This is a genomic window from Pseudomonas sp. TH49 (genome assembly GCF_016650625.1).
In the GTDB taxonomy this organism is placed as follows: Bacteria; Pseudomonadota; Gammaproteobacteria; order Pseudomonadales; family Pseudomonadaceae; genus Aquipseudomonas; species Aquipseudomonas fluorescens_H.
In genome coordinates, this window is sequence record NZ_JAEKFL010000001.1 from 3,494,840 (window position 1) to 3,521,016 (window position 26,177).

Annotated in this window: 23 protein-coding genes; 20 read left to right on the forward strand and 3 right to left on the reverse strand. The window is 52.4% G+C overall.

The features are described 5' to 3' along the window. Positions 1 to 307 precede the first annotated feature (307 nt). From JFU48_RS15890 to fabF, 17 genes are all read left to right on the forward strand, one after another. A complete protein-coding gene (locus tag JFU48_RS15890; RefSeq protein WP_342216038.1) occupies positions 308 to 1,288 on the forward strand; it encodes a glycosyltransferase family 2 protein in 981 nt (326 codons plus the stop codon). 4 nt (positions 1,289 to 1,292) lie between these two features. Continuing rightward, positions 1,293 to 2,351, forward strand: a complete 1,059-nt coding sequence (gene rfbB, locus JFU48_RS15895; protein ID WP_201136908.1) for a dTDP-glucose 4,6-dehydratase — start codon at positions 1,293 to 1,295, stop codon at positions 2,349 to 2,351. Continuing rightward, positions 2,348 to 3,247: a dTDP-4-dehydrorhamnose reductase gene (gene rfbD / locus JFU48_RS15900; protein WP_201136909.1), complete on the forward strand. Its 900-nt coding sequence runs from the start codon at positions 2,348 to 2,350 to the stop codon at positions 3,245 to 3,247. The genes rfbB and rfbD overlap by 4 nt, the downstream gene beginning before the upstream one ends. Positions 3,248 to 3,249: 2 nt before the next feature. Then, positions 3,250 to 4,131, forward strand: coding sequence for a glucose-1-phosphate thymidylyltransferase RfbA (gene rfbA, locus JFU48_RS15905; RefSeq protein WP_123587539.1), 882 nt, complete (start codon positions 3,250 to 3,252; stop codon positions 4,129 to 4,131). Between the two features lie 102 nt (positions 4,132 to 4,233). Next, positions 4,234 to 5,361 (forward strand): DegT/DnrJ/EryC1/StrS family aminotransferase, encoded by a 1,128-nt coding sequence (locus JFU48_RS15910; RefSeq protein WP_201136910.1) that lies wholly within the window; start codon positions 4,234 to 4,236, stop codon positions 5,359 to 5,361. Continuing rightward, complete coding sequence (locus JFU48_RS15915; protein WP_201136911.1) at positions 5,358 to 5,852, forward strand: GNAT family N-acetyltransferase; 495 nt, start codon at positions 5,358 to 5,360, stop codon at positions 5,850 to 5,852. The genes JFU48_RS15910 and JFU48_RS15915 overlap by 4 nt, the downstream gene beginning before the upstream one ends. Continuing rightward, positions 5,853 to 6,650, forward strand: coding sequence for an ABC transporter permease (locus tag JFU48_RS15920; RefSeq protein WP_134787039.1), 798 nt, complete (start codon positions 5,853 to 5,855; stop codon positions 6,648 to 6,650). Then, the gene (locus tag JFU48_RS15925) at positions 6,647 to 7,396 is read left to right on the forward strand and encodes an ABC transporter ATP-binding protein (protein WP_167734166.1); all 750 of its coding nucleotides are present in this window, start codon (positions 6,647 to 6,649) and stop codon (positions 7,394 to 7,396) included. Before JFU48_RS15920 ends, JFU48_RS15925 begins: the two co-directional genes overlap by 4 nt. A 10-nt stretch (positions 7,397 to 7,406) precedes the next feature. Beyond that, the gene (locus JFU48_RS15930; RefSeq protein ID WP_201136912.1) at positions 7,407 to 9,983 is read left to right on the forward strand and encodes a glycosyltransferase family 2 protein; all 2,577 of its coding nucleotides are present in this window, start codon (positions 7,407 to 7,409) and stop codon (positions 9,981 to 9,983) included. 9 nt (positions 9,984 to 9,992) lie between these two features. Beyond that, positions 9,993 to 11,237: a class I SAM-dependent methyltransferase gene (locus JFU48_RS15935; RefSeq protein WP_201136913.1), complete on the forward strand. Its 1,245-nt coding sequence runs from the start codon at positions 9,993 to 9,995 to the stop codon at positions 11,235 to 11,237. After that, the gene (locus JFU48_RS15940; RefSeq protein ID WP_201136914.1) at positions 11,227 to 12,426 is read left to right on the forward strand and encodes a glycosyltransferase; all 1,200 of its coding nucleotides are present in this window, start codon (positions 11,227 to 11,229) and stop codon (positions 12,424 to 12,426) included. The genes JFU48_RS15935 and JFU48_RS15940 overlap by 11 nt, the downstream gene beginning before the upstream one ends. A 254-nt stretch (positions 12,427 to 12,680) precedes the next feature. After that, positions 12,681 to 13,649: a UDP-glucose 4-epimerase family protein gene (locus JFU48_RS15945; RefSeq protein ID WP_201137095.1), complete on the forward strand. Its 969-nt coding sequence runs from the start codon at positions 12,681 to 12,683 to the stop codon at positions 13,647 to 13,649. Next, positions 13,646 to 14,674 carry an MraY family glycosyltransferase gene (locus JFU48_RS15950; protein ID WP_201136915.1) on the forward strand — a complete coding sequence of 343 codons (1,029 nt, stop codon included), beginning with the start codon at positions 13,646 to 13,648 and terminating at the stop codon, positions 14,672 to 14,674. The genes JFU48_RS15945 and JFU48_RS15950 overlap by 4 nt, the downstream gene beginning before the upstream one ends. 107 nt (positions 14,675 to 14,781) lie before the next feature. After that, entirely contained in the window at positions 14,782 to 16,776 is a 1,995-nt protein-coding gene (locus JFU48_RS15955; RefSeq protein ID WP_201136916.1) for a polysaccharide biosynthesis protein, read from the forward strand. Between the two features lie 112 nt (positions 16,777 to 16,888). Further along, positions 16,889 to 17,224 carry a ComEA family DNA-binding protein gene (locus JFU48_RS15960; protein WP_201136917.1) on the forward strand — a complete coding sequence of 112 codons (336 nt, stop codon included), beginning with the start codon at positions 16,889 to 16,891 and terminating at the stop codon, positions 17,222 to 17,224. Between the two features lie 209 nt (positions 17,225 to 17,433). Then, the gene (locus tag JFU48_RS15965) at positions 17,434 to 18,231 is read left to right on the forward strand and encodes an SDR family NAD(P)-dependent oxidoreductase (protein ID WP_201136918.1); all 798 of its coding nucleotides are present in this window, start codon (positions 17,434 to 17,436) and stop codon (positions 18,229 to 18,231) included. A gap of 17 nt (positions 18,232 to 18,248) precedes the next feature. After that, a complete protein-coding gene (gene fabF, locus JFU48_RS15970; RefSeq protein WP_103484361.1) occupies positions 18,249 to 19,523 on the forward strand; it encodes a beta-ketoacyl-ACP synthase II in 1,275 nt (424 codons plus the stop codon). Here the strand turns inward: fabF and JFU48_RS15975 are convergent. From JFU48_RS15975 to eat, 3 genes are all read right to left on the reverse strand, one after another. Then, a complete protein-coding gene (locus JFU48_RS15975) occupies positions 19,520 to 20,077 on the reverse strand; it encodes a TetR/AcrR family transcriptional regulator (protein WP_103519766.1) in 558 nt (185 codons plus the stop codon). The two genes, fabF and JFU48_RS15975, sit on opposite strands and share 4 nt — an antisense overlap. A 136-nt stretch (positions 20,078 to 20,213) precedes the next feature. After that, positions 20,214 to 20,381, reverse strand: coding sequence for a DUF2897 family protein (locus JFU48_RS15980; RefSeq protein ID WP_003226857.1), 168 nt, complete (start codon positions 20,379 to 20,381; stop codon positions 20,214 to 20,216). Positions 20,382 to 20,509: 128 nt separating this feature from the next. Beyond that, a complete protein-coding gene (eat, locus tag JFU48_RS15985) occupies positions 20,510 to 21,874 on the reverse strand; it encodes an ethanolamine permease (protein WP_003226855.1) in 1,365 nt (454 codons plus the stop codon). 399 nt (positions 21,875 to 22,273) lie between these two features. On the opposite strand from eat, the gene kdpF reads away from it, so the two are divergent. From kdpF to kdpB, 3 genes are read left to right on the forward strand one after another with little or no spacing between them, the layout of a single operon-like run. Next, positions 22,274 to 22,363: a K(+)-transporting ATPase subunit F gene (gene kdpF / locus JFU48_RS15990; protein ID WP_003226853.1), complete on the forward strand. Its 90-nt coding sequence runs from the start codon at positions 22,274 to 22,276 to the stop codon at positions 22,361 to 22,363. Positions 22,364 to 22,371: 8 nt separating this feature from the next. After that, the gene (gene kdpA / locus JFU48_RS15995) at positions 22,372 to 24,066 is read left to right on the forward strand and encodes a potassium-transporting ATPase subunit KdpA (RefSeq protein ID WP_003226852.1); all 1,695 of its coding nucleotides are present in this window, start codon (positions 22,372 to 22,374) and stop codon (positions 24,064 to 24,066) included. Between the two features lie 10 nt (positions 24,067 to 24,076). Beyond that, complete coding sequence (gene kdpB, locus JFU48_RS16000; protein ID WP_201136919.1) at positions 24,077 to 26,134, forward strand: potassium-transporting ATPase subunit KdpB; 2,058 nt, start codon at positions 24,077 to 24,079, stop codon at positions 26,132 to 26,134. Positions 26,135 to 26,177: the final 43 nt, after the last annotated feature.

Here is a 26,177-nt window from a genome sequence, read left to right on the forward strand (position 1 = left end):
ATCCCTGAAAGCTGTCGGATTCTCGTGGCGGGATGCGGGATTGCTTTTGTGAGCATGGCGTGCGGGGAGGGGCCGGGCTCGATACGGCTCGTTGCGATAAAGCTGCTTTAGTCTTCGCTTGCACTGCTGAGTGGAGGGGCGAGGTAAGCGCTGATGGTGGTGGCTGTCGTCGCTTTTTTAAGTGTGCGTTGCATCAATTGATGTAGAATGTAGCATTGCTTGGTAAGAACAAAAGCAAATATTGACTGGCTTTTTTATATGTGATGGCGCTCTTTGCGGAGCGACGGTTCGTGCAAAGAGGGATTTTGTGACGGTTTCCAGCCAGAGTTTTGGTACAGATAATGCCGCCCAGGTAGCTGGTGAGCGTGTTGCGGACGTCGCAATCCTTATGTGTACATACAACGGTGCATCATTTCTCGCTGAGCAACTCGACTCACTCGAACGTCAGACGTATCGCAATTGGAAGCTATATGTTTCCGACGATGGCTCTCAGGACGAGACACTGACAATCCTGCAAGCATTCCGAGTAAAGATGGGCGCAGAGCGCGTCCACATCGCGGCAGGCCCCAAGAGAGGGTTTGTAGCCAATTTCCTGTCTCTCGCCTGCCGAGCTGATATCGATGCGGACTTCTTTGCCTGGTCTGATCAAGACGACATCTGGAGGGATTTCAAGCTCCAGAAGGCGCTTGAATCGCTGCAGGGTATCCCCGGTGATGTCCCTGCACTGTACTGTGGTCGCACAGAACTGATCGGTGAATCAGGTCATTCGTTTGGGTATTCGCCCCGGTTTAACCTTCCACCAAGTTTCTCGAACGCTCTCGTTCAAAGCATTGGTGGCGGTAACACCATGGTATTTAACAGGGCGACCCAAAAGCTTTTGCTTGAGGCAGGCTATGACTTGGATGTTCCATGTCACGATTGGTGGGCTTATTTGCTTGTTTCCGGTGCGGGGGGCGAGGTTCACTACGATCCTGAACCGACGTTGTTGTATCGCCAGCACGACGAAAACCTGATTGGTGGAAACTCCGGTTGGTCTGCGCGTCTCAAGCGCATACCGCTGATTTACCAGGGCCGGTTCAGCAAGTGGAATGATCAGATCATCAAAGCGCTCGAAGCAATGCATCATCGTCTGAGCCCTGAGCACCAGGTGACGTTGGATCGCTTCAAAAAAGCACGCAAGCAGAAACTCTTCTCAAGAATCCTGGGATTCCAGCGGGCTGGTATTTACCGGCAGACACTGCTTGGAAATCTGGGGCTTATTCTCGTAGTTCTACTGAAAAAGATCTAAATTTATGACCATCTTAGTCACCGGCGGAGCCGGTTTTATCGGGGCGAACTTTGTACTGGACTGGCTGGCGCAGTCGGATGAACAGGTGATCAACCTGGACAAACTGACCTATGCCGGCAACCTGGAAAGCCTGGCCAGTCTGGACAAAGATGCGCGCCACGTATTTGTGCAAGGCGATATCGGTGACGGTGCGCTGATAGCTCGCCTGTTAAACGAGCATAAGCCTCGTGCGATCCTGAATTTTGCTGCTGAATCGCACGTTGACCGCTCTATTCATGGTCCTGAAGATTTCATCGAAACGAACATCGTCGGCACCTTCCGTCTTCTGGAAGCAGTACGTGCCTATTGGGGCGGACTCGAGTCAGGCGCCAAAGAAGCGTTCCGCTTCTTGCACGTTTCCACCGATGAGGTCTATGGCTCGCTGGCTAAAGATGATCCGGCGTTCACCGAAACTCATCAGTACGAACCGAATAGCCCCTATTCTGCAAGTAAGGCTGCTAGTGATCACTTGGTGCGAGCCTACCACCACACCTATGGTTTGCCTGTACTGACTACCAACTGCTCGAATAACTACGGGCCTTATCATTTCCCGGAAAAACTTATTCCGTTGATGATCGTCAACGCGCTCGCCGGTAAATCATTGCCTGTTTATGGCGACGGCCAACAAATTCGCGATTGGCTCTATGTCAAAGACCATTGCAGCGCTATTCGTCGCGTATTGGAAGCAGGGGTGGTTGGCGAAACCTACAACGTTGGCGGATGGAACGAGAAGCCAAACCTCGAGATCGTACACACTGTTTGCAGTTTGCTCGACGAGTTGCGTCCGCGTGCCGATGGCCAGCCATATAACCAGCAGATCGCGTATGTGACAGACCGTCCAGGCCACGATCGCCGCTACGCAATTGACGCTCGGAAGCTTGAGCGTGAATTGGGCTGGAAGCCAGCGGAGACGTTCGAGACGGGTATTCGAAAGACTGTCGAATGGTACCTCGACAATCAGGTGTGGGTAGGTAACGTCACGAGCGGTGCTTATCGAGAGTGGGTAAGCAGGCAGTACGTATGAGAAAAATTGTGCTGCTTGGAAGTAATGGACAAGTAGGTTGGGAGTTACAACGCTCTCTGTCCCCACTTGGAAACGTAGTGCCTTGTGATCGCAGCAAAGTTGACTTGACTGATCTAGAAGCCTTGTCAACTTATCTGGAGCATGAGCGCCCTGATGTTATTGTCAACGCAGCGGCCTACAATGCGGTCGACTTGGCTGAGTCTTTCGAAGATGAAGCCCAGAAAATCAATTTTGATTTAGTTAAAGTGTTAGCGGAGTATGCTTCGCTTAATAACGTTTGGCTGGTTCATTACTCAACGGATTATGTCTTTGATGGTGTGGCGGTGCTTCCGTATTCTGAGGAGGATGTTCCTAATCCTCTGAGTGCCTATGGAAGATCAAAGGCCAATGGTGAGTATGCAGTTATTACAAGTGGGTGTAATTATCTGCTGTTGAGGACGAGTTGGATTCACTCTTCGCGGGGAAGTAATTTTGCAAAAACAATACTGCGTCTAGCGGAGACCAAAGACAGTTTCTCAGTGGTGGATGATCAAACTGGTGCGCCAACAAGTGCCTCGCTCGTTGCTGATGTTACTGCACTTTGTCTTTATCGAATTGTAAATGGTACAAGCTCTGAAGATCTGAGTGGAGTTTATCACTTGGTGGCGTCGGGATTTGCAAGTTGGTATGAATATGCTTGTTATTTAGTGTCTGAAGCAATTGGATTGGGCGTTAAGTTGAGTTGTTCTGAACTCGATATCCGTGCAGTTAGCAGTTCTGAGTATCCCACTAAAGCAATTAGACCCAAAAATTCGCGACTCGATAATAGTAAAATTCAAGATGTGTTCAATATAAGTATTCCGGACTGGAAGATTTGTGTGAAAAGAACGCTTTCTGATATAGCTAGGCAGGGATGATTATGTATCGTAAAGGTATAATTCTAGCGGGTGGCTCTGGTACGCGTTTGCATCCAGCAACCCTCGCAATTTCAAAGCAGCTCCTTCCGGTTTTCGATAAGCCGATGATTTATTACCCCCTCAGCACATTAATGCTGGCGGGGATCAGAGATATATTGATTATTTCCACGCCACAGGATACGCCTCGTTTCGAGCAGCTTCTTGGCGACGGCGCAAAGTGGGGTATCAATTTAAGCTACGCTGTCCAGCCCTCTCCGGACGGGCTGGCACAAGCTTTCATTATCGGCGAGGAGTTTCTCGACGGTAGTGCATGTGCGTTGGTGCTTGGCGATAATATTTATCATGGGCATGATTTCCAGGAACTTCTGGCAAATGCCATGCAGCGTGATAGCGGAGCCAGTGTCTTTGCATATCATGTAAACGACCCTGAGCGCTACGGCGTTGTTGAGTTTGATAAGTCAGGCAAGGCTATCAGCCTGGAAGAAAAGCCAACAGTGCCCAAATCCAGCTACGCTGTGACTGGTCTGTATTTCTATGATGCCGATGTTGTGGAAATCGCTAAAAGCATCAAGCCTTCTGAGCGTGGCGAACTGGAAATCACGGATGTGAACCGCGTCTATCTAGAGCGCAACAGTCTCTCGGTAGAAATCATGGGAAGGGGCTATGCCTGGTTGGATACGGGAACTCATGAGTCTCTTCTTGAGGCGAGTCATTTCATTGCAACGCTGGAAAACCGACAAGGCCTTAAAGTCGCTTGCCCTGAAGAACTGGCATGGCGCAAGGGGTGGATTTCGGACGAGCAATTACTCGCGTTGGCGGCTCCATTGATCAAAAACGGATATGGAAAGTATCTGAAGCGTCTCTTGGAACACGAGAGTCACTGATTTGCAAACAGCAGAACAGACCAGATTTCGGCCCGTTCTGTGAAAAATATACCTGAACCAAAACTTAAAATCGCACAGCACTTGTAATTCGAGGCTAAATACATGTCAATTCAACTGTTTGTACCTAACTTTCGTGTCGACGAATGCCTTGAAGGTATTCGTGAATGTCTTGAGAAAGGCTGGACTGGATTAGGTTTTAAAACTGTTGAGATGGAAGAAGCATGGAAGTCCTACACCGGACTGCCGCACGCACATTTTCTTTCGTCGAATACTGTGGGTCTTGAATTGGCTTTCAGACTATTCAAGACAAAGAACGGCTGGGACGATGATGCAGAGGTCATTACTACTCCTCTGACTTTCGTATCCACTAACCACGCGATTCTCTGCGCAGGTCTGAAGCCTGTATTCGCGGATGTTGATGACTCGCTGTGTCTGGATCCTGCAAGCGTCGAGCAGCGTATTACTGACAAGACCAAAGCACTGATCTTTGTAGGTATTGGCGGCAATGTCGGTCAGTACCAGAAAATTGTTGAAATTTGCAAGGCGCGCAACATCGCTTTGATTCTCGATGCTGCCCACATGTCCGGTACCCGTATTAACGGACGTCACGTATGTCCGGAAGCAGACGTTGTGGTGTTCAGCTTCCAGGCTGTAAAAAATCTGGCAACCGCTGACTCCGGCATGATCTGCTTCAAAAACGCGGAAGATGACGAGCGTGTTCGCAAGATGAGCTGGCTGGGCATCAACAAGGATACTTATGCACGTACCGCCGCTCAGGGCGCGTATAAGTGGATGTATGATGTTGAAGAAGTAGGCTTCAAGTACCACGGCAACTCGATCATGGCAGTAATGGGTCTGGTGGCATTGAAGTATTTGGATCGTGATAACGCCTACCGCCGCCAAATCGCTAACTGGTACCGCGAAAACCTGGCTGGTAACGCCAAGGTACGGTTTATCGACATTAATCCAGAATGTGAATCGTCGACTCACCTGGTGCAAATTCGTGTCAAAAACCGTGAAGAGCTGATGCTCGCACTCAATGAACATCAAGTGTACCCAGGCGTGCATTACCGTGATAACACGGAATACCGCATGTACGCGCATGGTAATGGCTCTTGCCCTAAAGCAGCGCTTGCCTCTCAGGAAATCATTTCGTTGCCGGTGCATATGGGTCTAAGCAAAGCCGATGTTGACACCGTTTCTCAATTGGTAGCCAAGTACGTAAAATGAAACCTACCCTCCGCTCAACATCTGATGCAGTCGTCGGGATCCGTCTACTAGAAGTGGCTGATTTACAAGCCACTCTGGCTTGGAGAAACAGGGACGAAAACCGCCGATGGTTTATTAACTCGAACATCATTGAATGGGACAGCCACGTAAAATGGTTCGAGTCCTATCAAAAAAAGTCTGACGATTTTGTGTTTGTTATCGAGGCAGATGGTGAGTTGGTAGGGCAATGTGCTGTCTATGGCGTGGATTTGGAGAGAAAGCGAGCCGAAGTCGGCCGCTTTCTAGCTGCGCCGGACAATGCAGGTAAAGGCTATGTCAAGCGAGGGTGCCAACTGTTGATTGAAACATGTTGGCAGCAGTTGTCGCTTGAGAGTGTATTTCTAGAAGTTCTGGATGAAAACGTCAGGGCGATTAAGTTATACGAAAAGCTGGGCTTCAACGAAGTTACCCGTAACGGTAAATTAATAGTGCTTGAGCTAAATAGGCTTTAGATGATCAGTCAGAATAGTTTTATATCCGGTGCAATAAAATCGCTTCTTGAGTGGCGTGTATGGCTATACATGGGACTTCAGGATATTAAGGCTCGTTTTCGCAGATCGGCGATCGGCCCACTTTGGATTCTGATAAACCTGGCAATGATGGTTTTAGGTGCTGGTGTAGTTTATGGCGTTTTGCTAAAGCAACCTATGGAGGAATTTCTTCCTTACCTCACATGCGGCCTGATTATTTGGGGGTTTTTAGTTGCCTCGTTTGTTGAAGGTGGCTATGCGTTTGTGGGGTCTGAAGGCTATATAAAGCAGTTTTCGTTTCCAAAACAAATTTATCTGCTCCGTGTGTTGGTCGCGCTGTTCGCGGTTATGTTGGTTGGTGTTGTCGCGCTGGCGGGTACGTTATTAGTCTTTGAACGTTTCAAGCCCATAGGCTGGTTATATGCGTTGCCGGGTCTCGGAATTCTTTTGGCCGCAGGCCTGGGGCACATTACTCTCAGTGCGTATTTGTCTGCTCGTTTTAGGGATCTGCCTCATGCTTTAACTGGGATTTTTCAGGTGTTATTTTTTGTTACGCCGATTATGTTTCCTGTGACGATGCTTAAAGATCGTGGTTTGGATTTTGTTTATAAATATAATCCGCTGTATTATTTAGTGGATGTTATTAGATTTCCAATTTTAGAAGGTACATTTGCAGTCAAGCAAGACTATATTTTTTGTGCCGCTTATTTGTCGCTTCTGTGGGTCGTCTGCATTTTGCTTGCATCTAAAATGGATAAAAAAGTGGTTTACATGTTATGAGCGATATTTCTATAGATTTGCGAGATGCAAGTGTGGTGTTCACTGGTCGGACAGATTTCCTCGGACGAATGAAAAATGCAGTATTGCGTCGTCCAGGAACGGCTAATACTCAAGAATATACAATTAACGCTCTTTCAAATGTGAATCTTTCAGTAGCGCGAGGGGAGCGTGTAGGCCTGATTGGCTTGAATGGTGCGGGTAAAAGCACCTTGTTGAAGGTGATGGCTAGAATTTATCCAACTACCAGCGGCACTGCTCAAACACTTGGTCATGTATGCCCAATGTTTGAGTTCGCTACAGGCTTTGAGATGAATCAGTCTGGTTGGGATAATATAAAAATCCGGGCGCTCTTATTAGGTCTGAAACCCAAAGAAATTAAAGCCAAAATGCAAGAAATTGCGGAATTTTCGGAATTGGGTGAGTTTTTAAATTATCCAGTTCGTACCTATTCTGCAGGTATGTTTATACGTTTGGCGTTTTCTGTGTCGACAGCTATTAACCCCGAAGTCCTGTTGCTTGATGAAGTTATGGGTGCTGGTGACATAAACTTTGCTCACAAAGCCCAAGAGCGCATGAAGAAATTTATGACTCAAGGTAAAATTCTTGTTTTTTCGAGTCATTCGCCTGATTTGGTAAGTGATTTTTGTGAGCGAACAATCTGGCTGGAAAAAGGAAAAATACGCATGGATGGTGAAACTCAAAAAGTGCTAAAAGCTTATTCAGAAAATTATTCGGCAACTGTCTAAGGTTTCGAACATGAAAGTCAAAGATCTCATTCGCGAAACTCAGTGGTTGCCTGGTAGTTCTTATGTTGACGGTCCGCTCCCAATTGTCTCCGTTTTTCTTCCCACCTTTCGGCGCGCGAAGAGTGGTAAGTTTCGTAAGGCGATAGAGTCAGTATTAAGTCAAACGCTGACTGAGCTTGAGTTGATCATCGTTGATGATGCCAGTACAGACGGTAGTGCTGACATTATTGCGGAGTTCATGGAAAAAGATGGGCGTGTGAGCTGTCTTCGCCATGTAGTAAACATTGGTCTACCTGCGATTTCTGAGTATGAGGCGTATTCAAAGTCTCGCGGTCGCTACATCGCATTTGCGTTTGATGATGACGAATTCTTTCCTGATGCTCTGGAAGAGCTTTACAAGCATGCTCAAATGACGCCAGACCAAGTAGTCTATGGGTCTGTCGGTATGAGAGTAAGGGAGTTGGGCTCTGGTACTGAGCAGTTTGTGCACTTGGGCGAAAGTATTTCATCGCACAATATAAATAGCTGGAATTGCATCTCAAATAACGCAGTCTTAGTACCACGTTTCATCCTTGATGATATAGGTCTATACGATCCGCACATACTCATGACGCGCCTTTGCGATTGGGATCTGTGGAGAAGGATTTCCAGAAAGTATATTTTGCGTTATGTAGATGTTTGCGTTGGCGAAGTCGGTGGCCCTGCAACTGACGATAGTTTAGGAAAAACGTACGCGCTGGATACTTGGGCCTCGGAAGAGCAAATGAGGCAAGAGCGTGATTGGTCTCTCCGTCCAGAGAACTTTGAGGAGTATGATATCTTCGCATTGCCGGATTCAGCGGCGCATTGTACAGCTATCGCCGTGAGAGAAATGGCAGCTGCGCACGGACGAACGAGAGAAAATTTTGATATCAGTAGCTCTTTGTCCCGCTCAGATGATAATCGAAAGGTATTGGTTCTTACAGGCAATCACGATGCATGCACCAGTATATACTTCGACTTTTTGCCTGATGAATGGAAAAGCCGTGTAAGAGTTATTCGATACCCAGGTGGTTGGCCGATTTCCGAAATTGCACATGCTAGCTGTATTGTATTTGTCCGGCAACTGGATCCGTTCTTCGAATGGATTGCTGCTGCACAGAAGATGCAAATTCCTTGCTATTATTTCACCGACGATAATCTCACTCTGCTTCAAGAAAATAAGGAGATGAATTTTTTTGAGGACTTAAGCAAGAAGACGTTACGTAATAAACTGAAAGATTTTTCAGGAGTCTTGACCAGCACTCTTGAACTGCAAGAATACTTTAAAGAGCATCTTATTCATTCGAATGTAGATTTTTTTCCGCCTACATTCTGTGATCTGAAAATCACTACCAGCAAGGTTGTTCCGGTACGTGACCGGTTGGTTATCGCTTTCGCGGGAGGCAGTCATCGGCTGTCCGCTCTCCGTGATGTCATGTTGCCCGCTTTTCTCAAGTACACCGAGTCGGGTAAAACTATTCAGCTAATTGTTGGTGGAGCAGGCTCGGATTTTTCGGACGAATTCAAAAAGCATGATTTTCTTGAATTGGTAACGCTACCCTTTGAGCTGAACTGGGAAACTGCGTTATTGCAGATCTCGCGATATAGTCCAGATATTCTTATTCATGCTCCGAGCGAGTCGGCCAATAATAAGTATAAAACAACAAATGTCGCTTTGTCTGCAGATGTATTAGATGCCTTACTTGTTGTTCCAGATTACATGCCTTACTCCGACTTTAAAGAACTGAATAACGCTTATGTAGTCTCATCGCCGTTTAGCGCTCGCTCATGGCTTGAAGTTCTTGAAGGTTTGGACTTTTCCAAGTTTTCAGAAATGAAGAAAAATAACAAAAAATATTGTAATGAACACTTCTCTGGAGTTTTAACTTGCAAAGTTCTGGCGTCCATTTCTAAGCCTACTACGTTTAACGGTTTTACCACCGTAGAAGGTAGGTTGAAATTAATGTCTAAGAGCCATGGCAGCCATATATCTATTGCGGGTGGTGATGTAATAAAAGATCCACAAAAATTGCTTGAGAGTCTTGAGGAGTTAGCTCGGCTACGGCAGGCGGCTTCTAGATCTAAGCGTCTAGGGTTTTTGTCTCGTAAGCACGATTTGTGGGACAACTTGATGCCACAATTCGCAAAGTTGAAGGAGTTTTCTCAACAAGCCAAGAGCGGAAGCTCAGAGATTAAGCTGGAGCTATCCAAGTCGCTGCACGATGTTCCATATGTTGAGTACTCAATTAATTTTCCTGCGGCAATAAAGTCCGTTTTAATAGCTTTTGCCACTGATGGGATTCAGGATGGTTTAGTTGGTATTGAACTTGTTGGGGCAACCGGATCCATTGTTTTCAATGGAGTTGCATCGTTAAGCGGAGTGGATCTGTCTTTGCCTGTTGAATTCGTGGTCGATCAGGCGGCAGTTTCTTTGTCGGCTGATTATCGATTGCGAGTTTTTGCGCGTACGTCTCACCCTGTATATATGTTTGAACTGGTTAAATATCGTTATGCAGGCTTGAAGCGTTTCCCTGTGTATCCGTTCGTGGAAATATCGACTGTATAGGTATTGCCGATGAAATTAGATATAGGCTGTGGGCCAAAATGCCTTCCGGGATTTATCGGTGTCGATAGGTTTCCACTACCAGGTGTCCAAGTGATAGCGGATCTTGATAAACCGCTCCCATTTGAAGATGACTCTGTAGAGCTAGTGCATGCAGCGCACAGCTTGGAACACGTCTCAGATCTAATGTTTACAATGAGGGAGCTTTATCGTGTATGTAAACATAAAGCTCAGATCTGTATTGTCGCTCCCTATTATGAACAGAAGCTTAACGTAGCTAATCCTTATCATCTTCAGGTATTCAACGAGCACACGCCAAGATTTTGGTCTAGCTGTTCTTGGGCACCCATTGATAAAAAGGAGTATTTCCATCCCCATGCAGTCACGTGGGGATTGTCGCAGTCTGATAATTCGGATCCGGGTTTAGAAATACGACTGCTGCGGATGGAGTTTTTCTATTTTCCACGATTCAATCAGATGGAACCATCTTGTCAGCGAGAGTTGCGACAGCACTTAACTGATGTTTGCCATCAGGTTGTTTATCATCTTGTTGTTTGGAAGGATGATGATGAGAATGACTACGTTGAGCTAACAGAAAATCTGGAATCTTACCCATTTTTGGACACTCCTGCGCTGCAGGAGTCTAGGGCTGATGCAGAAGAGTATGAAGTAGAGAGTTTTTCTACCTTGTCTTTTGCTGAGGAGCGTCTAAGCGAGAGGTTGAAAGAGCAACATCATTATGTTGTTGAGTGTGAAAAAAAGCTTTTTAGAAACGAGAGGCTGATTAACTTACTTACCGCTGGGCCAGATCTGCCCGAATCTGATTCGAAGCTTTTTGATGAATATTTTTCCAAAAAATACAACACCCGCGAACCAAGGGGCTATCGGCTTGGTAAAGAAATACCGGGTACTGGATATGTTGAGTATCCAATAAGAGGGGGCGGCGAGTTCAATTCGATTTCTGTGTGTATTTACTTGGCTGCAGATACCACAGATGCTCTGTTGGGCTTGGAACTGGTCGATAAAGGCAACAATATTGTATTCAGCTCAACTGAAAGTCTGTCCGAAATAAATATTATAGGAGTTGTACGCTTTTCTATCGGAGAACCGCTTAGACAAGAAAATTTGGCCTATATTCGTTTTTTCGGTCGAAACTTGAATATCTGCGCCAAGGTTGTAGAGTGTTCGGTTGCATCTCGTTGGCCTTTACGCCCCAGCAAATTGGTTCCATACGCATGTTTTTCAAATGATGAGTGATGTTGGTTCGAGTATTGAAGTTCTACTGATTGTCGAAGCGGATATCGCGACAACGCAGTTGACTGAGCAGTTGTTGTCTGAGTGTTCTTGCCTCGGTATTAGATACAAGAAAGTATATCTTACTGAGCTCGACCAGCATGTTTTTTCAGAGTCTGCGTTACCTTTATTTGTGAGAACGGCCGATCCAGTGGCTATATCATGGATGCAATCTTTAAAGCGTAGCAATATTCCTTATTTTTACTATATTGATGATAATTTCTGGCTGATAGATGGTGATACTGCTCTGGCAAAGTATTATCAACACCCAATTATACGTCGGTCGCTAAAGTTTGCAGTTGAAAAAGCTAATGTCGTTATTACCAATTCGGTTGCTCTAAGAGAGTTCATCCTTCCGAAAAACCGCAATACCGTGCTCCTACCGGCTTTTTTTGACTTCTCGTTGCTGCCAACAGGCGACGTCAAAACTGTCTCTGAGTACCGTATCGGTTTCGCGGGTAGTGCCTCGCGTGAGGCTGATCTGGAAGTGCTCAAGGACGTCATTCCCTATTTTCTCGCACAAAGAGACGATGTGGTCTTTGAGTTCGTCGGCTGTCTGCCCAAATGGTTGGAGCAGGGCCCCAGGGTACGTTTTTTTGGGCATATGAACAGCTATGCTGACTATATAGCGTTTCAGGTGCAGCGCGGTTGGAAGATTGGTTTGGCGCCTTTGGATAACAAGACATCCAATAGATATAAGACGAATAATAAGTATCGCGAATATTCGGCGTTCCGTTGTGCGGGGATTTATACAGATTCCGAAAGCTATGTGGATTCTGTTGTAGATGGCAAAACTGGTTTGCTCATCAAGAATAATACAGCTGCATGCTGGATAGCCGCAATCGAGCGCTACTTGGATGATGAAAAGTTCAGAACTTCCATTGCTGAACGGGCGTACAGTGATGTCTACCAAAAATTTGATATCGTTGCTGTTGCAGCTCAGTGGGCCGAACTTTTCCAGCAGGGTGCGCGTGAGCTGAGTAATAGTAAAACGCTACCAGTTCGTAGTTCATTTTGGGGCGGTATTTCCAGAAAACTGACGCATTATTGGTTGTTGGTTGAGATCTCCATGTACGAGGGTGGTTGGAGACTTACATTTTCCAGAGCGTTTAGAAAATTATTGCGTCATTTTAGTCAACGAGAGAAACGCTAATCCGAAAGGTAAAATAACGATCTCCTTAACCTGGCGAGCTAGCAAGGCACGTAGTCAGCGCATATTTGTTTCTGCGCTGGATACGTGCCTTGGCATGTTCCTAGGCAACGAAGTGAAATAAATCCTCGCATTCTGCTCGCCGGTGAAGGCAATTCTGCTTGAATGATTCCCTGAGAGGACCGTGGAGCAATGTCTCCCGCCGGTTTTTCATGATAAATTGCAGTCTTGCTTTCTACAGTCTAAATTGGTTTAACATGCCAAAAAAAATACTTGTCACCGGTGCGACAGGATTTCTTGGGAGGTCCTTGGTTCGGCATTTTTGCAATTTTCCGGAGATATCTATTGTTGCTCCAATACGTAATGTAGGTGCGAGGCTATCCGAAAGAGTTGTAGTTACACATTTGTCGGATATCAATGAAAAAACAGACTGGCGCGAATCACTTGTGGGTGTAGATGTTGTTGTACACGCAGCAGCGCGAGTGCATGTCATGCAAGAGGAATCGGCGCAAGCCATTGCGAAGTTTCGGGCTGTAAATGTAAAAGGAACGCTTTGCCTTGCAAACCAGGCCGTTCAGGCCGGAGTTAAAAGATTTATCTACATCAGTTCCATCAAGGTTAATGGTGAAAGCACTCTGGTAGGTCACCCGTTCACCGCAAGCGACACGCCGCACCCTTCGGATGCTTATGGGATCTCCAAGTACGAAGCAGAGCAACAACTCATGCAGCTTGCCCAGACAGGCGCGATAGAGGTTGTCATTATTCGACCTGTACTTATTTATGGTCCTGGAGTTCGAGCGAATTTCCAGCAAATGATGCACTGGCTGGTGAAAGGGATTCCCTTGCCATTCGGGGCAATTAGTAATTCAAGAAGCCTTGTTTACGTAGACAATGTCGTCGATCTGGTGGCTACTTGTATCGATCATCCTGGTGCCGCGAACCAGGTGTTTTTGGTCAGTGATGGCGAAGACGTTTCCACGACGCAGTTAATGAGCCGTCTCCTGATTTCGCTCGGCGTGAAGACATGGCTCATCCCTATTCCTGTCGCAGTGCTGAAGCTCCTTGCCCTCTCGGTCGGACGAAGCGCTGTCGCACAGCGTCTTTTCGGGTCGTTGCAAGTCGATATCAAGAAAAATCGTGAGTTGCTTGGCTGGCGGCCACCGTTCAGTCTTAACGATGGTTTGAAAGCAACAGCGGAACATTTTTTGGAGTCTCGAAAAAGATGAGTTACGCGTGGGTCATACCTGTGGTTTTCGGTATTTCTTTTGTGATGACTGCAGTATTGCGTCGTTATGCAATATCCCGAAGTCTGATGGATGTTCCAAATGCGCGCAGTTCACATGTCGTTGCGACGCCTCGTGGCGGCGGCGTTGCAATTGCCCTGGCTTTTTTCGTATCCCTGGGTTTACTGCTTTTTACAGGCTTGATTTCTGTCGACCTGTTTTTCGCTCTGGCAGGTGGTGGCGGCACGATTGCCCTGATCGGGTTCATGGACGACCACGGTCACATCGCCGCACGCTGGCGGTTATTGGGTCATTTCGGTTCAGCTTTCTGGGTGCTGGGATGGATCGGGGGCTTGCCGCCAATCGCGGTGTTCGGTGTTTCCATCGATTTAGGCTGGACAGGTTATTTGTTGGCAGCTTTCTACCTGGTTTGGCTGCTCAACCTCTACAACTTCATGGACGGCATTGATGGTATCGCCAGCGTAGAAGCGATTTGTGCTTGTCTGGGGGCTTGTCTGCTTTACTGGTTATCGGGAATGGAAAGCCTGATTTGGGCGCCATTGTTGCTGGCTGCTTGCGTTGCGGGTTTTTTCTACTGGAATTTTCCTCCGGCAAGGATATTCATGGGCGATGCTGGCAGCGGATTTCTCGGTATGGTTTTGGGAGCCTTGTCTCTACAGGCTGCATGGATAAGTGCACCAATGCTCTGGGCCTGGTTGATTCTGCTTGGAGTATTCATTGTCGACGCGACCTTTACGTTGTTGCGCCGCATGTTTCGAGGGGAAAAGGTCTACGAGGCTCACCGAAGCCATGCTTACCAGTTCGCGTCGCGTCGATTTGGCAGGCACTTGCCGGTAACAGCGGCGGTCGGTTTGATCAATCTGTTCTGGCTGTTGCCCATAGCGTTGTGCGTCACACGCCTGGATCTGGACGGTGCCTGGGGAGTAGTTCTGGCTTACACACCGCTGATCGTATTGGCGATAAAGTTTCGTGCTGGAGATCTGGAGACTCCGGCAGTCAAGAACTAAGCAGCAATCATTGGGTCATTTAGGTTTAGAGTGATCACCGAGCGCGCCGCAAGCTGCCACCATGGTGCGTGCCGCTGAGCAGAGTGATCAAGGTAATTGAAGGGTTTATGGATAAAATCAGAGAGTACCTGGTAAGCCTGCCTCGGCGCCGCAAGAGGTTGATTCAGGTCACCACAGACATGGTGCTTGTCTGGGCCGCCCTGTGGCTGGCCTTTATCGTCCGCCTCGGCCTGGACGATATGTATAATCCCTTCAAGGTGCATTTGTGGCTTTTCGTGTGCGCACCTATCATCGCAATTCCCTTGTTTATTCGTTTTGGCATGTATCGTGCGGTCATGCGCTATTTCGGCAACGATGCGCTCATTGCAATTATAAAAGCGGTCAGTCTGTCTGCGCTGATTTTGGCGCTTGTGGTTTATTGGTACAGCAATCACGAGGCTGTCGTTCCACGCTCGATTGTCTTCAACTATTGGTGGCTGAGTCTCGTCATTCTTGGCGGATTACGGCTTTGTATGCGGCAGTATTTCATGGGCGACTGGTTCGCCGGCGCTCAACACGTGCCTTTTACAAACCGCGATGACGGCCTGGTCAAAGTCGCGATCTACGGTGCCGGTGTTGCTGGCAATCAGCTGGTGGCGGCCTTGCGCATGGGGCGAGCCATGCGCCCTGTGGCATTTATCGATGATGATCCAAGTATCTCGGATCGGGTGATAGCAGGCCTGCAGGTTTACAAACCAAAACACATTCAACAAATGATCGATGAAACCGGGGCTCAGGAAATTCTTCTGGCTCTTCCTTCATCAACCCGTGCACGCCGCCGGGAAATTCTCACACTTCTAGAGAGCTTTCCTCTCCACATCAGGAGCGTGCCCAACTTCACTGATCTGGCCAGCGGCCGTGTGAAAGTTGAAGATATTCAAGAGGTAGACATCGCTGATCTGCTTGGACGCGATTCCGTACCTGCGCAGGCGGATTTGCTTGAACGTTGTATCAAAGGCAAAACGGTTTTGGTCACTGGCGCGGGTGGCTCGATTGGGGCGGAACTGTGCAGGCAGATTTTCGCACTCGGTCCGACGACTCTATTGCTGTTCGATCACAGTGAATTCAATCTCTACAGCATTCTTTCGGAGTTGGAGAAGAGAGTGTGTCGAGAGTCGGTAGCGGTCAGGTTGTTGCCGATACTTGGCTCTATTCGTCATCCACACAAGCTATTGGATGTGATGAAAACCTGGAACGTTGAAACGGTCTATCATGCCGCTGCATACAAGCACGTACCCATGGTCGAGCACAACATTGCCGAAGGGGTGTTGAACAACGTCATTGGTACTCTCAACACTGCTCAGGCTGCGTTACAGTCGGGGGTGGAAAATTTTGTGTTGATCTCCACTGACAAGGCTGTTCGCCCGACAAATGTCATGGGCAGTACAAAACGCCTTGCCGAGCTCACGCTGCAAGCGCTGAGTCGGGAGATTGCGCCGGTACTATTCGGCGACAAATCCAATATCTCCAGAGTCAACAAGACTCGCTTCACAATGGTACGTTTCGGCAATGTTCTGGGGTCTTCCGGTTCAGTGATTCCGCTGTTTCACAGTCAGATCAAATCCGGGGGACCTTTAACCGTTACTCATCCCAAAATAACCCGTTATTTCATGACTATTCCTGAAGCTGCGCAACTGGTGATTCAGGCTGGCTCCATGGGGCAGGGCGGCGATGTATTTGTGCTCGACATGGGAGAACCGGTGAAAATTGTCGAGTTGGCGGAGAAGATGATTCATCTGTCCGGGTTGAGTGTACGCTCTGAAAAGAACCTGCAGGGCGACATATCGATCGAGTTCACTGGATTGCGCCCTGGCGAGAAACTCTACGAGGAATTGCTGATTGGCGATAACGTATCGGCGACTGAGCATCCGATGATTATGAGTGCAAAGGAAGATCATCTTTCCTGGGACTCACTCAAACTGCGTTTGACGGAATTGATGGCTGCCGTCGAGCAGGACGATTATTCCCGCGTCCGCCAGCTCTTGCGCGAAACCGTCAGCGGCTACACCCCCGAAGGCGAAATCGTCGACTGGATCTATCAGCAACGCCGTCTCGAACCCTGATTGTTTCACATCCTGTAATAGACGAATTTTTGACACCCGCCAACCATCGCCTAAGTTTGGAGAGCAGCTTCGGAAAAGCTGCTTTCTCAATCGATGTCATGGAGCGTCTATTATGCGTACCGGTTTCTTCAGTTCTCTTGTTTTTGCCCTGCTCACCAGCGCCTCAATTGCAGCTATTGCGGCACCTGCCAACGTACCTCAGGCCGACAAGGCCGTGATGGTGACGGAGAGCATCGCCCCATCTGCGAGCGAGAAAGTCGATCTCAACGGCGCCGACGCAGCAACTCTGCAAAAACAGTTGTCCGGAGTAGGCGAGGCGAAAGCCAAAGCGATTGTTGCGTATCGTGATACTAATGGGCCATTCGCCTCGGTGGATGAGCTGCTGGAAGTGAAGGGCATCGGCAAGGCGATCCTGGATCGCAATCGCGACAAGCTGGAAGTGAACTAAGCTGATAATTCAACGCCAAGGGGCCGGTCATTGACCGGCCTTTCTGCTTTCTAGTGGCAGAGATGCGACAGAGGGAGCGGCGTCGCGTTTGTCGGTGAGCTGAAAATTATGGGTATCATATTGTCGTTAGATTATGCCTATAATAATTTCCGCCGCCTTCATGCAAACAGCGCTGAGGGCCAATCCAAAAGTATTTCAGGAGCGCTCTCATGAGTTCAGTCCAGTCTCAAGGTACGGCCGTCGTCACCGGGGCATCATCAGGTATCGGTGCCATCTACGCGCAGCGGTTGGCAGCACGTGGTTTTGATTTGCTGTTGGTCGCTCGCGATCAGCAGCGTCTGGAAAACGCTGCGAGCCAGTTGCGCGAGGTCCATGGTGTTCAGGTCGAAGTGCTTAAAGCCGATCTGACACAAAAGGACGATGTCCTCAAACTCCAGCAACGCCTGCGCAGTGATTCAAGTATCACCCTGTTGGTGAATAACGCAGGGGTCGCAGCCGATGGCTTGCTGGCCAATTCCGACGCCGAGCAACTGGAGCGTCTGATCCAGTTGAACGTCACCGCCGTTACGTTGCTGGCCTCAGCAGCAGCCGCCAGTTTCGCCAAGGCCGGACGCGGCACGATCATCAACATCGCCTCGGTGGTGGCGCTGTTTCCGGAGCGCTTCAACGCGACCTATAGCGCGAGCAAAGCCTACGTGTTGAGCCTGACTCAATCGCTCAACGCCGAACTCGAAGGTACTGGCGTGAAGGTGCAAGCGGTGTTGCCCGGCGTTACCCGTACTGAAATCTGGGAGCGCTCGGGCATCGACGCCAGCGGCATTCCGGCGGAGATGGTGATGGAGGCCGGTGAGATGGTGGATGCGGCGCTGGCCGGTCTGGATCAGGGTGAGTTGATCACCATCCCGTCGCTGCCTGACGAGGGTGAATGGCAGGCATTTGTACGTGCACGGCATGTCATGGCGCCGAATCTGTCGCGCAGTTCGGCGGCTGAACGCTACAAAAATTGATCAGAGGTAACTGCGGTATGAGTCAGCGTCGAATTGTTGTCACCGGTATGGGCCTGGTTTCTCCTTTGGGCAGTGACGTCGAGGTTGTCTGGCAGCGCTTACTGGACGGGCGCTCCGGCTTGCGCAATTTGCCGGACGCGGTGAGTGCAGATCTGCCGACCCGGGTCGCCGGGATGGTGCCAACGGCGGCAGAGGACGTCGAGGCCGGTTTCGATCCGGACCTTGCCACGCCACCCAAAGAGCAGAAGAAGATGGATCGCTTCATCCTGTTCGCCATGGAAGCGGCGCGCCAGGCGTTGGCGCAGGCCGAATGGCAGCCGTCCGAGGCCAGGGATCAGGAGCGCACCGCAACGATCATCGGCTCCGGTGTTGGCGGGTTCGGTGCAATAGCCGACGCTGTACGCACCACCGACAGTCGTGGCCCGCGTCGTCTGTCGCCGTTCACCATCCCATCGTTTCTGGTCAATCTGGCGGCCGGACACGTATCGATCCAGCATGCTTTGAAAGGCCCGTTGGGTGCACCGGTGACTGCTTGTGCTGCCGGCGTCCAGGCGATCGGCGATGCTGCACGGATGATTCGTGCCGGTGAAGCGGATATCGCGGTTTGCGGTGGAGCGGAAGCCTGCATCGATCGGGTCAGCCTGGCCGGTTTTGCCGCCGCGCGAGCGTTGTCCAGCGGCTATAACGACACTCCCGAGCGCGCTTCGCGGCCCTTTGACAGCGGTCGCGATGGCTTTGTGATGGGGGAGGGCGCGGGTTTGCTGGTGATCGAGTCGCTTGAGCATGCGCTGGCACGTGGTGCACAGCCATTGGCCGAGTTGGTGGGTTATGGCACCAGTGCCGACGCCTATCATCTGACCGCCGGTCCGGAGGACGGCAGTGGTGCACGACGGGCGATGCAGTTGGCGCTGGCTCAGGCTGGTATCGCGCCGGATCAGGTGCAACATCTCAACGCACATGCCACCTCCACCCCGGTCGGCGATCTGGGAGAGTTGGCGGCGATCAAAAGTGTGTTTGGCGAGCAGAACAAAATCGCCGTCACTTCTACCAAGTCCGCTACCGGGCATTTGCTCGGCGCGGCCGGCGGGCTGGAGGCGATCTTCACGTTACTGGCCATCCGCGATCAGGTGGTGCCGCCGACGCTCAATCTGGAAAACCCTGACCCGGCAAGTGCTGGTGTGGACATCGTTCACGGCCAGGCGCGGTCGATGCCGATTGAGTATGCGTTGTCCAACGGCTTCGGTTTTGGCGGGGTGAATGCCAGCGTGCTGTTCAAGCGCTGGGAAGGCTAGTCCTGATCTTTCTTCAGGGCGTCACGTGTGACGTCGAGAATCCGTTGGGCCAACTGCGGATTTTCGACGCTGCGTGCGAGCACCAGTGCACCAACCAGTGTGGCCATGATGACAATGCTGCGATCAGCGGCGGATGGGCCTTCCAGCGTGTTTTGCACTTGTTCCAGTCGACTGTTGAGCACCGCGTCGGTGGTCGGGCTGGGCTGACCGCGCAGACCCATTTCCGAGGACATGGTCGGCAACGGGCAGCCTTCGTGCGCAGAGCTGTAGTGCCATTCGGAGAGGTAACTGTCGATGAACGCCTCCAGCGGGCGTTCCTCGGAGAACAGCATGGCGCAATGCGCGTCCAGCTGCGCGCCAGCCTCCTGCAAGGCTTTTTCCACCAATTCGTCCTTAGACTTGAAATGTGAATAGAACCCGCCATGGGTCAGCCCGAGCGCTTTCATCAATGGTTGCAAACCGGTGGCGCCGATACCGTCCTGGCGAAAGCGTGCCGAGGCTTCCTTGATGATGCGCTGATGGGTCTGGGCTTTGTGATCCTGCGAGTAACGCATTTCGACTCTCCGCGACAAGGCCACCATCTTAACCACGGAAAATTAAATGGTGACTGTACTTCTACTTCTAAAAAGCGTGCGGATAAGTCCAAAGCCATAAAAAACAAACCCCGCCGATTCAGGCGGGGTTTTTCATTCAGCGATCCTGCGCGTCCTTGATGTCCGCTTCGGCGTTGCGCTGCGCAACGCGTTTGCGTTCTTCATCGGTCAGTTCAACCTTGTTGGCGGTGTCGCGCAACATCATCAATCCGCCAACGATCGAGCCGATTGCAACGACCAGAATCAACCAGGCATACCAGGGCATAACGGCTCTCCTTAAGGGCAGTTCGACGGGCGAGGATTTCGCCGTGCGACGCTGCATACCACTTTGAGCGAAGTGAGTTCGCAGTGGTTCCATTCTAGGCTGGTTATGCCCGGTGTATCTGAAATCCCTCAGCGGCCGGTCAGCATCGCATCGGCCGGAGCGTCAGCGCGCAACTGCCCGGTGAGCAAGAAGTAGCCGAAGCCGACCGCCATGAAACCGAGGAAAATCAGCCCGATCAGTGCGTTGAACCAGGCCATGGCGATCAGGCACACCACTGCCAGCACCAGTGCGATCAGCGGAATCAGCGGGTAGCACGGCGCACGGAAAGTACGCTCGAGATTCGGTTCGGATTTGCGCAGTTTGAACAGGCTGAGCATGCTCATGATGTACATCACGATCGCGCCGAACACCGCCATGGTGATCATCGCCGCAGTGAGGGTCATGCCGCCGAGATTGATCAAGCCGTCGCTGTAAATCGCGGCGATGCCGATGATGCCGCCGGCGATGATCGCCCGGTGTGGAGTCTGGAAGCGCGAGAGTTTCGCCAGCGACGCCGGCAGGTAACCGGCGCGGGCGAGGGCGAAGAACTGCCGCGAGTAGCCGAGGATGATCCCGTGGAAACTCGCCACCAGACCGAACAGGCCGATCCACACCAGCATGTGCAGCCAGCCGGAGTTGTCGCCGACCACGGTTTTCATCGCCTGTGGCAACGGGTCGTTGATGTTCGCCAGGGTGCGCCAGTCGCCGACACCACCCGCGAAGAACATCACGCCCATTGCCAGCAACACCAGGGTCAGGATCCCGCTGATGTAGGCCTTGGGAATCGTGCGCTTGGGATCCTTGGCCTCTTCGGCGGCCATTGCTGCGCCTTCGATGGCGAGGAAAAACCAGATCGCAAACGGAATCGCGGCGAACATCCCGGCAATCGCCGGCACACCGAACACATCGGAACCGGCCCAGCCATTCAGGGCAAAACTGCTGAAGCTGAACGCTGGTGCGACCACGCCCATGAACACCAGCAATTCGATCACCGCCAGCACGCAGACGATCAGCTCGAACGTCGCGGCCAGTTTCACACCAAGAATGTTCAAACCCATAAAGACGATATATGCGCCGACCGCTGCATGTTTCGGATCGAGCGCCGGAAACTGCACATTCAGGTAGGCGCCAATCGCCAGGGCGATTGCCGGCGGCGCGAAGACGAATTCGATCAGCGTGGCCAGCCCGGCAATCAGTCCGCCTTTTTCACCGAAGGCTCGGCGACTGTAGGCGAACGGCCCACCCGCATGCGGAATCGCGGTGGTCAGTTCGGTGAAGCTGAAGATGAAGCAGGTGTACATGGTCGCGACCATGAACGAGGTCACCAGAAAGCCCAGTGTACCGGCCACGCCCCAGCCGTAACTCCAGCCGAAATACTCGCCGGAAATCACCAGCCCGACGGCGATGCCCCACAGGTGCAAGGTGCCCAGCGTGGGTTTGAGTTGTGTGTTCATGCGCATGCTCCCTGAACGGTTTGGAAAGCTCGGGGGAGGGCGTGTGCAGTGGGCGTGCCATTGCTGTGAGTCAGGTCGTAATGTGAAGAAAGCTGTCGTATCGGGGATGTTCGCGGTGGGATAGCGGCTTGCAGTGCGCCAGTTGGGTGCGATGTTGTCGGTTATGCCGTCTTCGCGAGCAGGCTCGCTCCCACAGGGGAATGCATTTCAAATTGTGGGAGCGAGCCTGCTCGCGAAGAGGCCAGCCCATACGGCGCAAAACCCACCTGTAACGCCAGCATAAACCCACTCTTTACGCTTTCTTTATGCCCAGCCGACCCCCTCGGTCTCGCGCCTTTACAGCCTCCTTTCCGACAATGCCCCGACAAGCGGCAATACGCCGTAACACGGAGATCTTCCATGAGCGTTCTGGACGGGGTGTCCCTGCTGTTGGCAGCCGGGCTGTTCATTTATCTGTTGGTTGCGCTATTGCGCGCGGATCGGGGCTAGGAGCGGCTATGCACAGTTATGACTATTGGCTGATCCTCGCGTTTTTTGCGGTGGTGTTGTTGCCGGCGCCGTTCCTCGGGCGCTTTTACTACAAGGTGATGGAAGGTCAGCGCACCTGGCTGACGCCGATTCTGGGCCCGGTCGAACGTGGCTGTTATCGCATTTCCGGGGTTGATCCGCAGGCTGAACAGAGCTGGCAGAAGTACACGCTGGCCTTGCTGGCGTTCAACCTCGCCGGTTTCCTGCTGCTGTTTGCGATCCTGTTGTTCCAGGATCACCTGCCGCTGAACCCGCAAAACCTGCCGGGCCAGGAATGGACTCAGGCGTTCAACACCGCGGTCAGTTTCATGACCAACACCAACTGGCAGTCCTACAGCGGTGAAGCGACCCTCAGCTACCTGAGCCAGATGGTCGGCCTTACCGTGCAGAACTTCGTCAGCGCCGCTACCGGCCTCGCCGTGCTGGTTGCACTGTGCCGTGGCATCGGTCGCAAGTCGGCGAAGACCCTGGGCAACTTCTGGGTCGACATGACCCGCGCCACCCTCTACGGCCTGCTGCCCCTGTGCCTGCTGCTGGCGCTGTACCTGGTGTGGCAGGGCGTACCGCAGACCTTCGCGCAATATGTGAACGCGGTGACGATGCAGGGCGTTGATCAAGTGATCCCGCTCGGCCCGGCGGCCAGTCAGATTGCGATCAAGCAATTGGGCACCAACGGCGGTGGCTTCTTCGGTGTCAACTCGGCGCACCCGTTCGAGAACCCGACCGCGTGGAGCAACCTGTTCGAAGTCACTTCTATCATCCTGATCCCGGTGGCGCTGGTGTTCACCTTCGGCCACTACGTCAAGGACCTGCGTCAGAGCCGCGCGATCATCGCCTGCATGCTCGCACTGTTCCTGATCGGTGGCGCGACTTCGCTGTGGGCCGAATATCAGCCTAACCCTGCGCTGAACAACGTTGCCGTCGAGCAGACTGCACCGCTGGAAGGCAAGGAAGCACGCTTCGGCACCACCGCCACCGTGCTGTGGTCGGTGACCACCACCGCGGCGTCGAACGGTTCGGTCAACGGCATGCACGACAGCCTCAATCCGCTCAGCGGCATGGTCGCGCTGGTCAACATGATGGTCGGCGAAGTGATCTTCGGCGGCGTCGGTGCCGGGCTCTACGGCATGTTGCTCAACGTGCTCATCGCGGTGTTCCTCGCCGGCCTGATGATTGGCCGCACCCCGGAATACCTCGGCAAGAAACTGCAGGCGCGGGAAGTGCAATTGCTGGTCGTCACCCTGCTGGTGATGCCGGTCGGCGTGCTGGTGCTCGGTGCGATTGCGGCCACTCTGCCTGGCCCGGCGGCGACCATCAGTAACCCCGGCCCGCACGGTTTCAGCCAGTTGCTCTATGCCTACACCTCGGCCAGCGCGAACAACGGTTCGGCCTTCGGTGGCCTGAGCGCCAACACGCCGTTCCACAACCTGATGCTCGGTCTGGGCATGTTGATCGGTCGCTTCGGTTACATCCTTCCGGTACTGGCTTTGGCCGGCAGCCTGGCGATGAAGAAAACCGCACCCATCGGCCAGAACAGCTTTCCGACCCATGGCCCGCTGTTCGTGACTCTGTTGACCGTGACCATTTTGCTGGTGGGCGGCCTGACGTTCTTGCCGACGCTGGCGCTGGGTCCGATTGCTGAACACCTGAGCATGGGTTTCTAAGGAATAGATCATGAATATGCCTGCAATCAAACCCGCTGCCGTCAAGGCACCGGAACAAGCGAAAACCGCGATCTCGGCCCTGTGGCGTCCGGCGCTGCTGCAAGCCTTCGTCAAGCTCGACCCGCGCCAGCTGGTGCGTTCGCCGGTGATGCTGGTGGTCGAACTGACGGCGATCTTCACCACCGTGCTGTGCTTCATCCCGGACAACGTCGTGCCGACGTTCGTCGCCGCGCAGATTGCCCTGTGGCTGTGGTTCACCGTGCTGTTCGCCAACTTCGCCGAAGCCTTGGCCGAAGGTCGCGGCAAGGCCCGCGCCGACAGCCTCAAGGCTGGCAGCGAAGGCCTCAGCGCACGACGCAAGATGGCCAATGGCAGCTTCCAGGTGGTGCCCGCCGCCAACCTGCGCAAAGGCGATGTGGTGCGCGTCGAAGCGGGGGAGATGATCCCCGGTGACGGCGAAGTCATCGAAGGCATCGCCGCGGTCAACGAAGCGGCGATCACCGGTGAATCGGCGCCGGTGATTCGCGAGTCCGGCGGCGACCGCTCGGCGGTCACCGGCAACACGCGCCTGGTGTCCGATTGGCTGCTGCTGAAGATCACCGCCAACCCCGGTGAATCGACCCTCGACCGCATGATCGCGCTGGTCGAAGGCGCCAAACGTCAGAAAACACCGAACGAAATCGCGCTGGATATCCTGCTGATCGGCCTGACCCTGATCTTCCTGCTGGTGGTGGTGACCCTGCAACCGTTCGCCCACTTCGCCAACGGCAGCCTGCCGCTGGTGTTCCTGGTGGCGCTGTTGGTCACGCTGATTCCGACCACCATCGGTGGCCTGTTGTCGGCTATCGGTATCGCCGGGATGGATCGACTGGTACGGCTGAACGTGATTGCCAAATCCGGGCGTGCAGTGGAAGCGGCCGGTGACGTGCACGTGCTGCTGCTGGACAAGACCGGCACCATCACCTTCGGTAACCGCCGTTGCAGCGCGGTGTATGCCGCGCCGGGCGTGAGTGGTCGCGAGTTGGCCGAAGGCGCGTTGTTCGCCTCGCTGGCGGACGAAACCGCCGAAGGCAAATCCATCGTCGAATACCTGCGCGGTCTGCACCCGCAAACCGAGCCGGCGCTGGATAGCCTGACAGCGGTGCCGTTCAGCGCGGAAACCCGCTTGTCCGGTATCGACTATCAGGGCCGCGTGTACCGCAAGGGCGCAGTCGATTCGCTGCTGGCGTTCCTCGGTCAACAACGCTCCGATCTGGCTCCGGCGCTGTCGCGGGAAATCGACAAGATCGCGCAGAGCGGCGGTACGCCGTTGCTGGTTTGCGCCGACGGCAAACTGCTGGGTGCGATCCACCTCAAGGACGTGGTCAAGCCAGGCATTCGTGAGCGTTTCGCCGAGCTGCGCAAACTGGGGATTCGCACGGTGATGGTCACCGGTGACAACCCGTTGACCGCTGCGGCCATTGCGGCAGAAGCGGGCGTCGATGACGTACTCGCCGAAGCCACCCCGGAGAAGAAACTCGCACGCATCCGTCATGAGCAGAACGATGGTCGTCTGGTAGCGATGTGTGGCGACGGCGCCAACGATGCTCCGGCGCTGGCCCAGGCTGACGTCGGCATGGCGATGAACGACGGCACGCAAGCCGCACGCGAAGCCGCAAACATGGTCGACCTCGACAGCGACCCGACCAAGCTGCTGGACGTGGTGCAGATCGGCAAGGAATTGCTGGTGACCCGTGGCGCGCTGACGACTTTCTCCATCGCCAACGACGTCGCCAAGTATTTCGCGATTCTGCCGGCGCTGTTTGCCGCGATCTATCCGCAACTGGGCGTGCTGAACATCATGCACCTGACCAGTCCGCAGAGCGCGATCCTTTCGGCCATCGTCTTCAACGCCCTGATCATCGTGGTGCTGATTCCACTGGCATTGCGTGGCGTGCGCGTACAGGCAGCGAGTGCCGCGGCACTGCTGCGGCGCAATCTGCTGATCTACGGACTGGGCGGGATTCTGGTGCCGTTCGTGGGGATCAAGGCGATCGACATGCTGCTCACGGCTTTGCATTTGGTTTGAGGTTGGAAGAGCCCCTCACCCTAACCCTCTCCCGGAGGGAGAG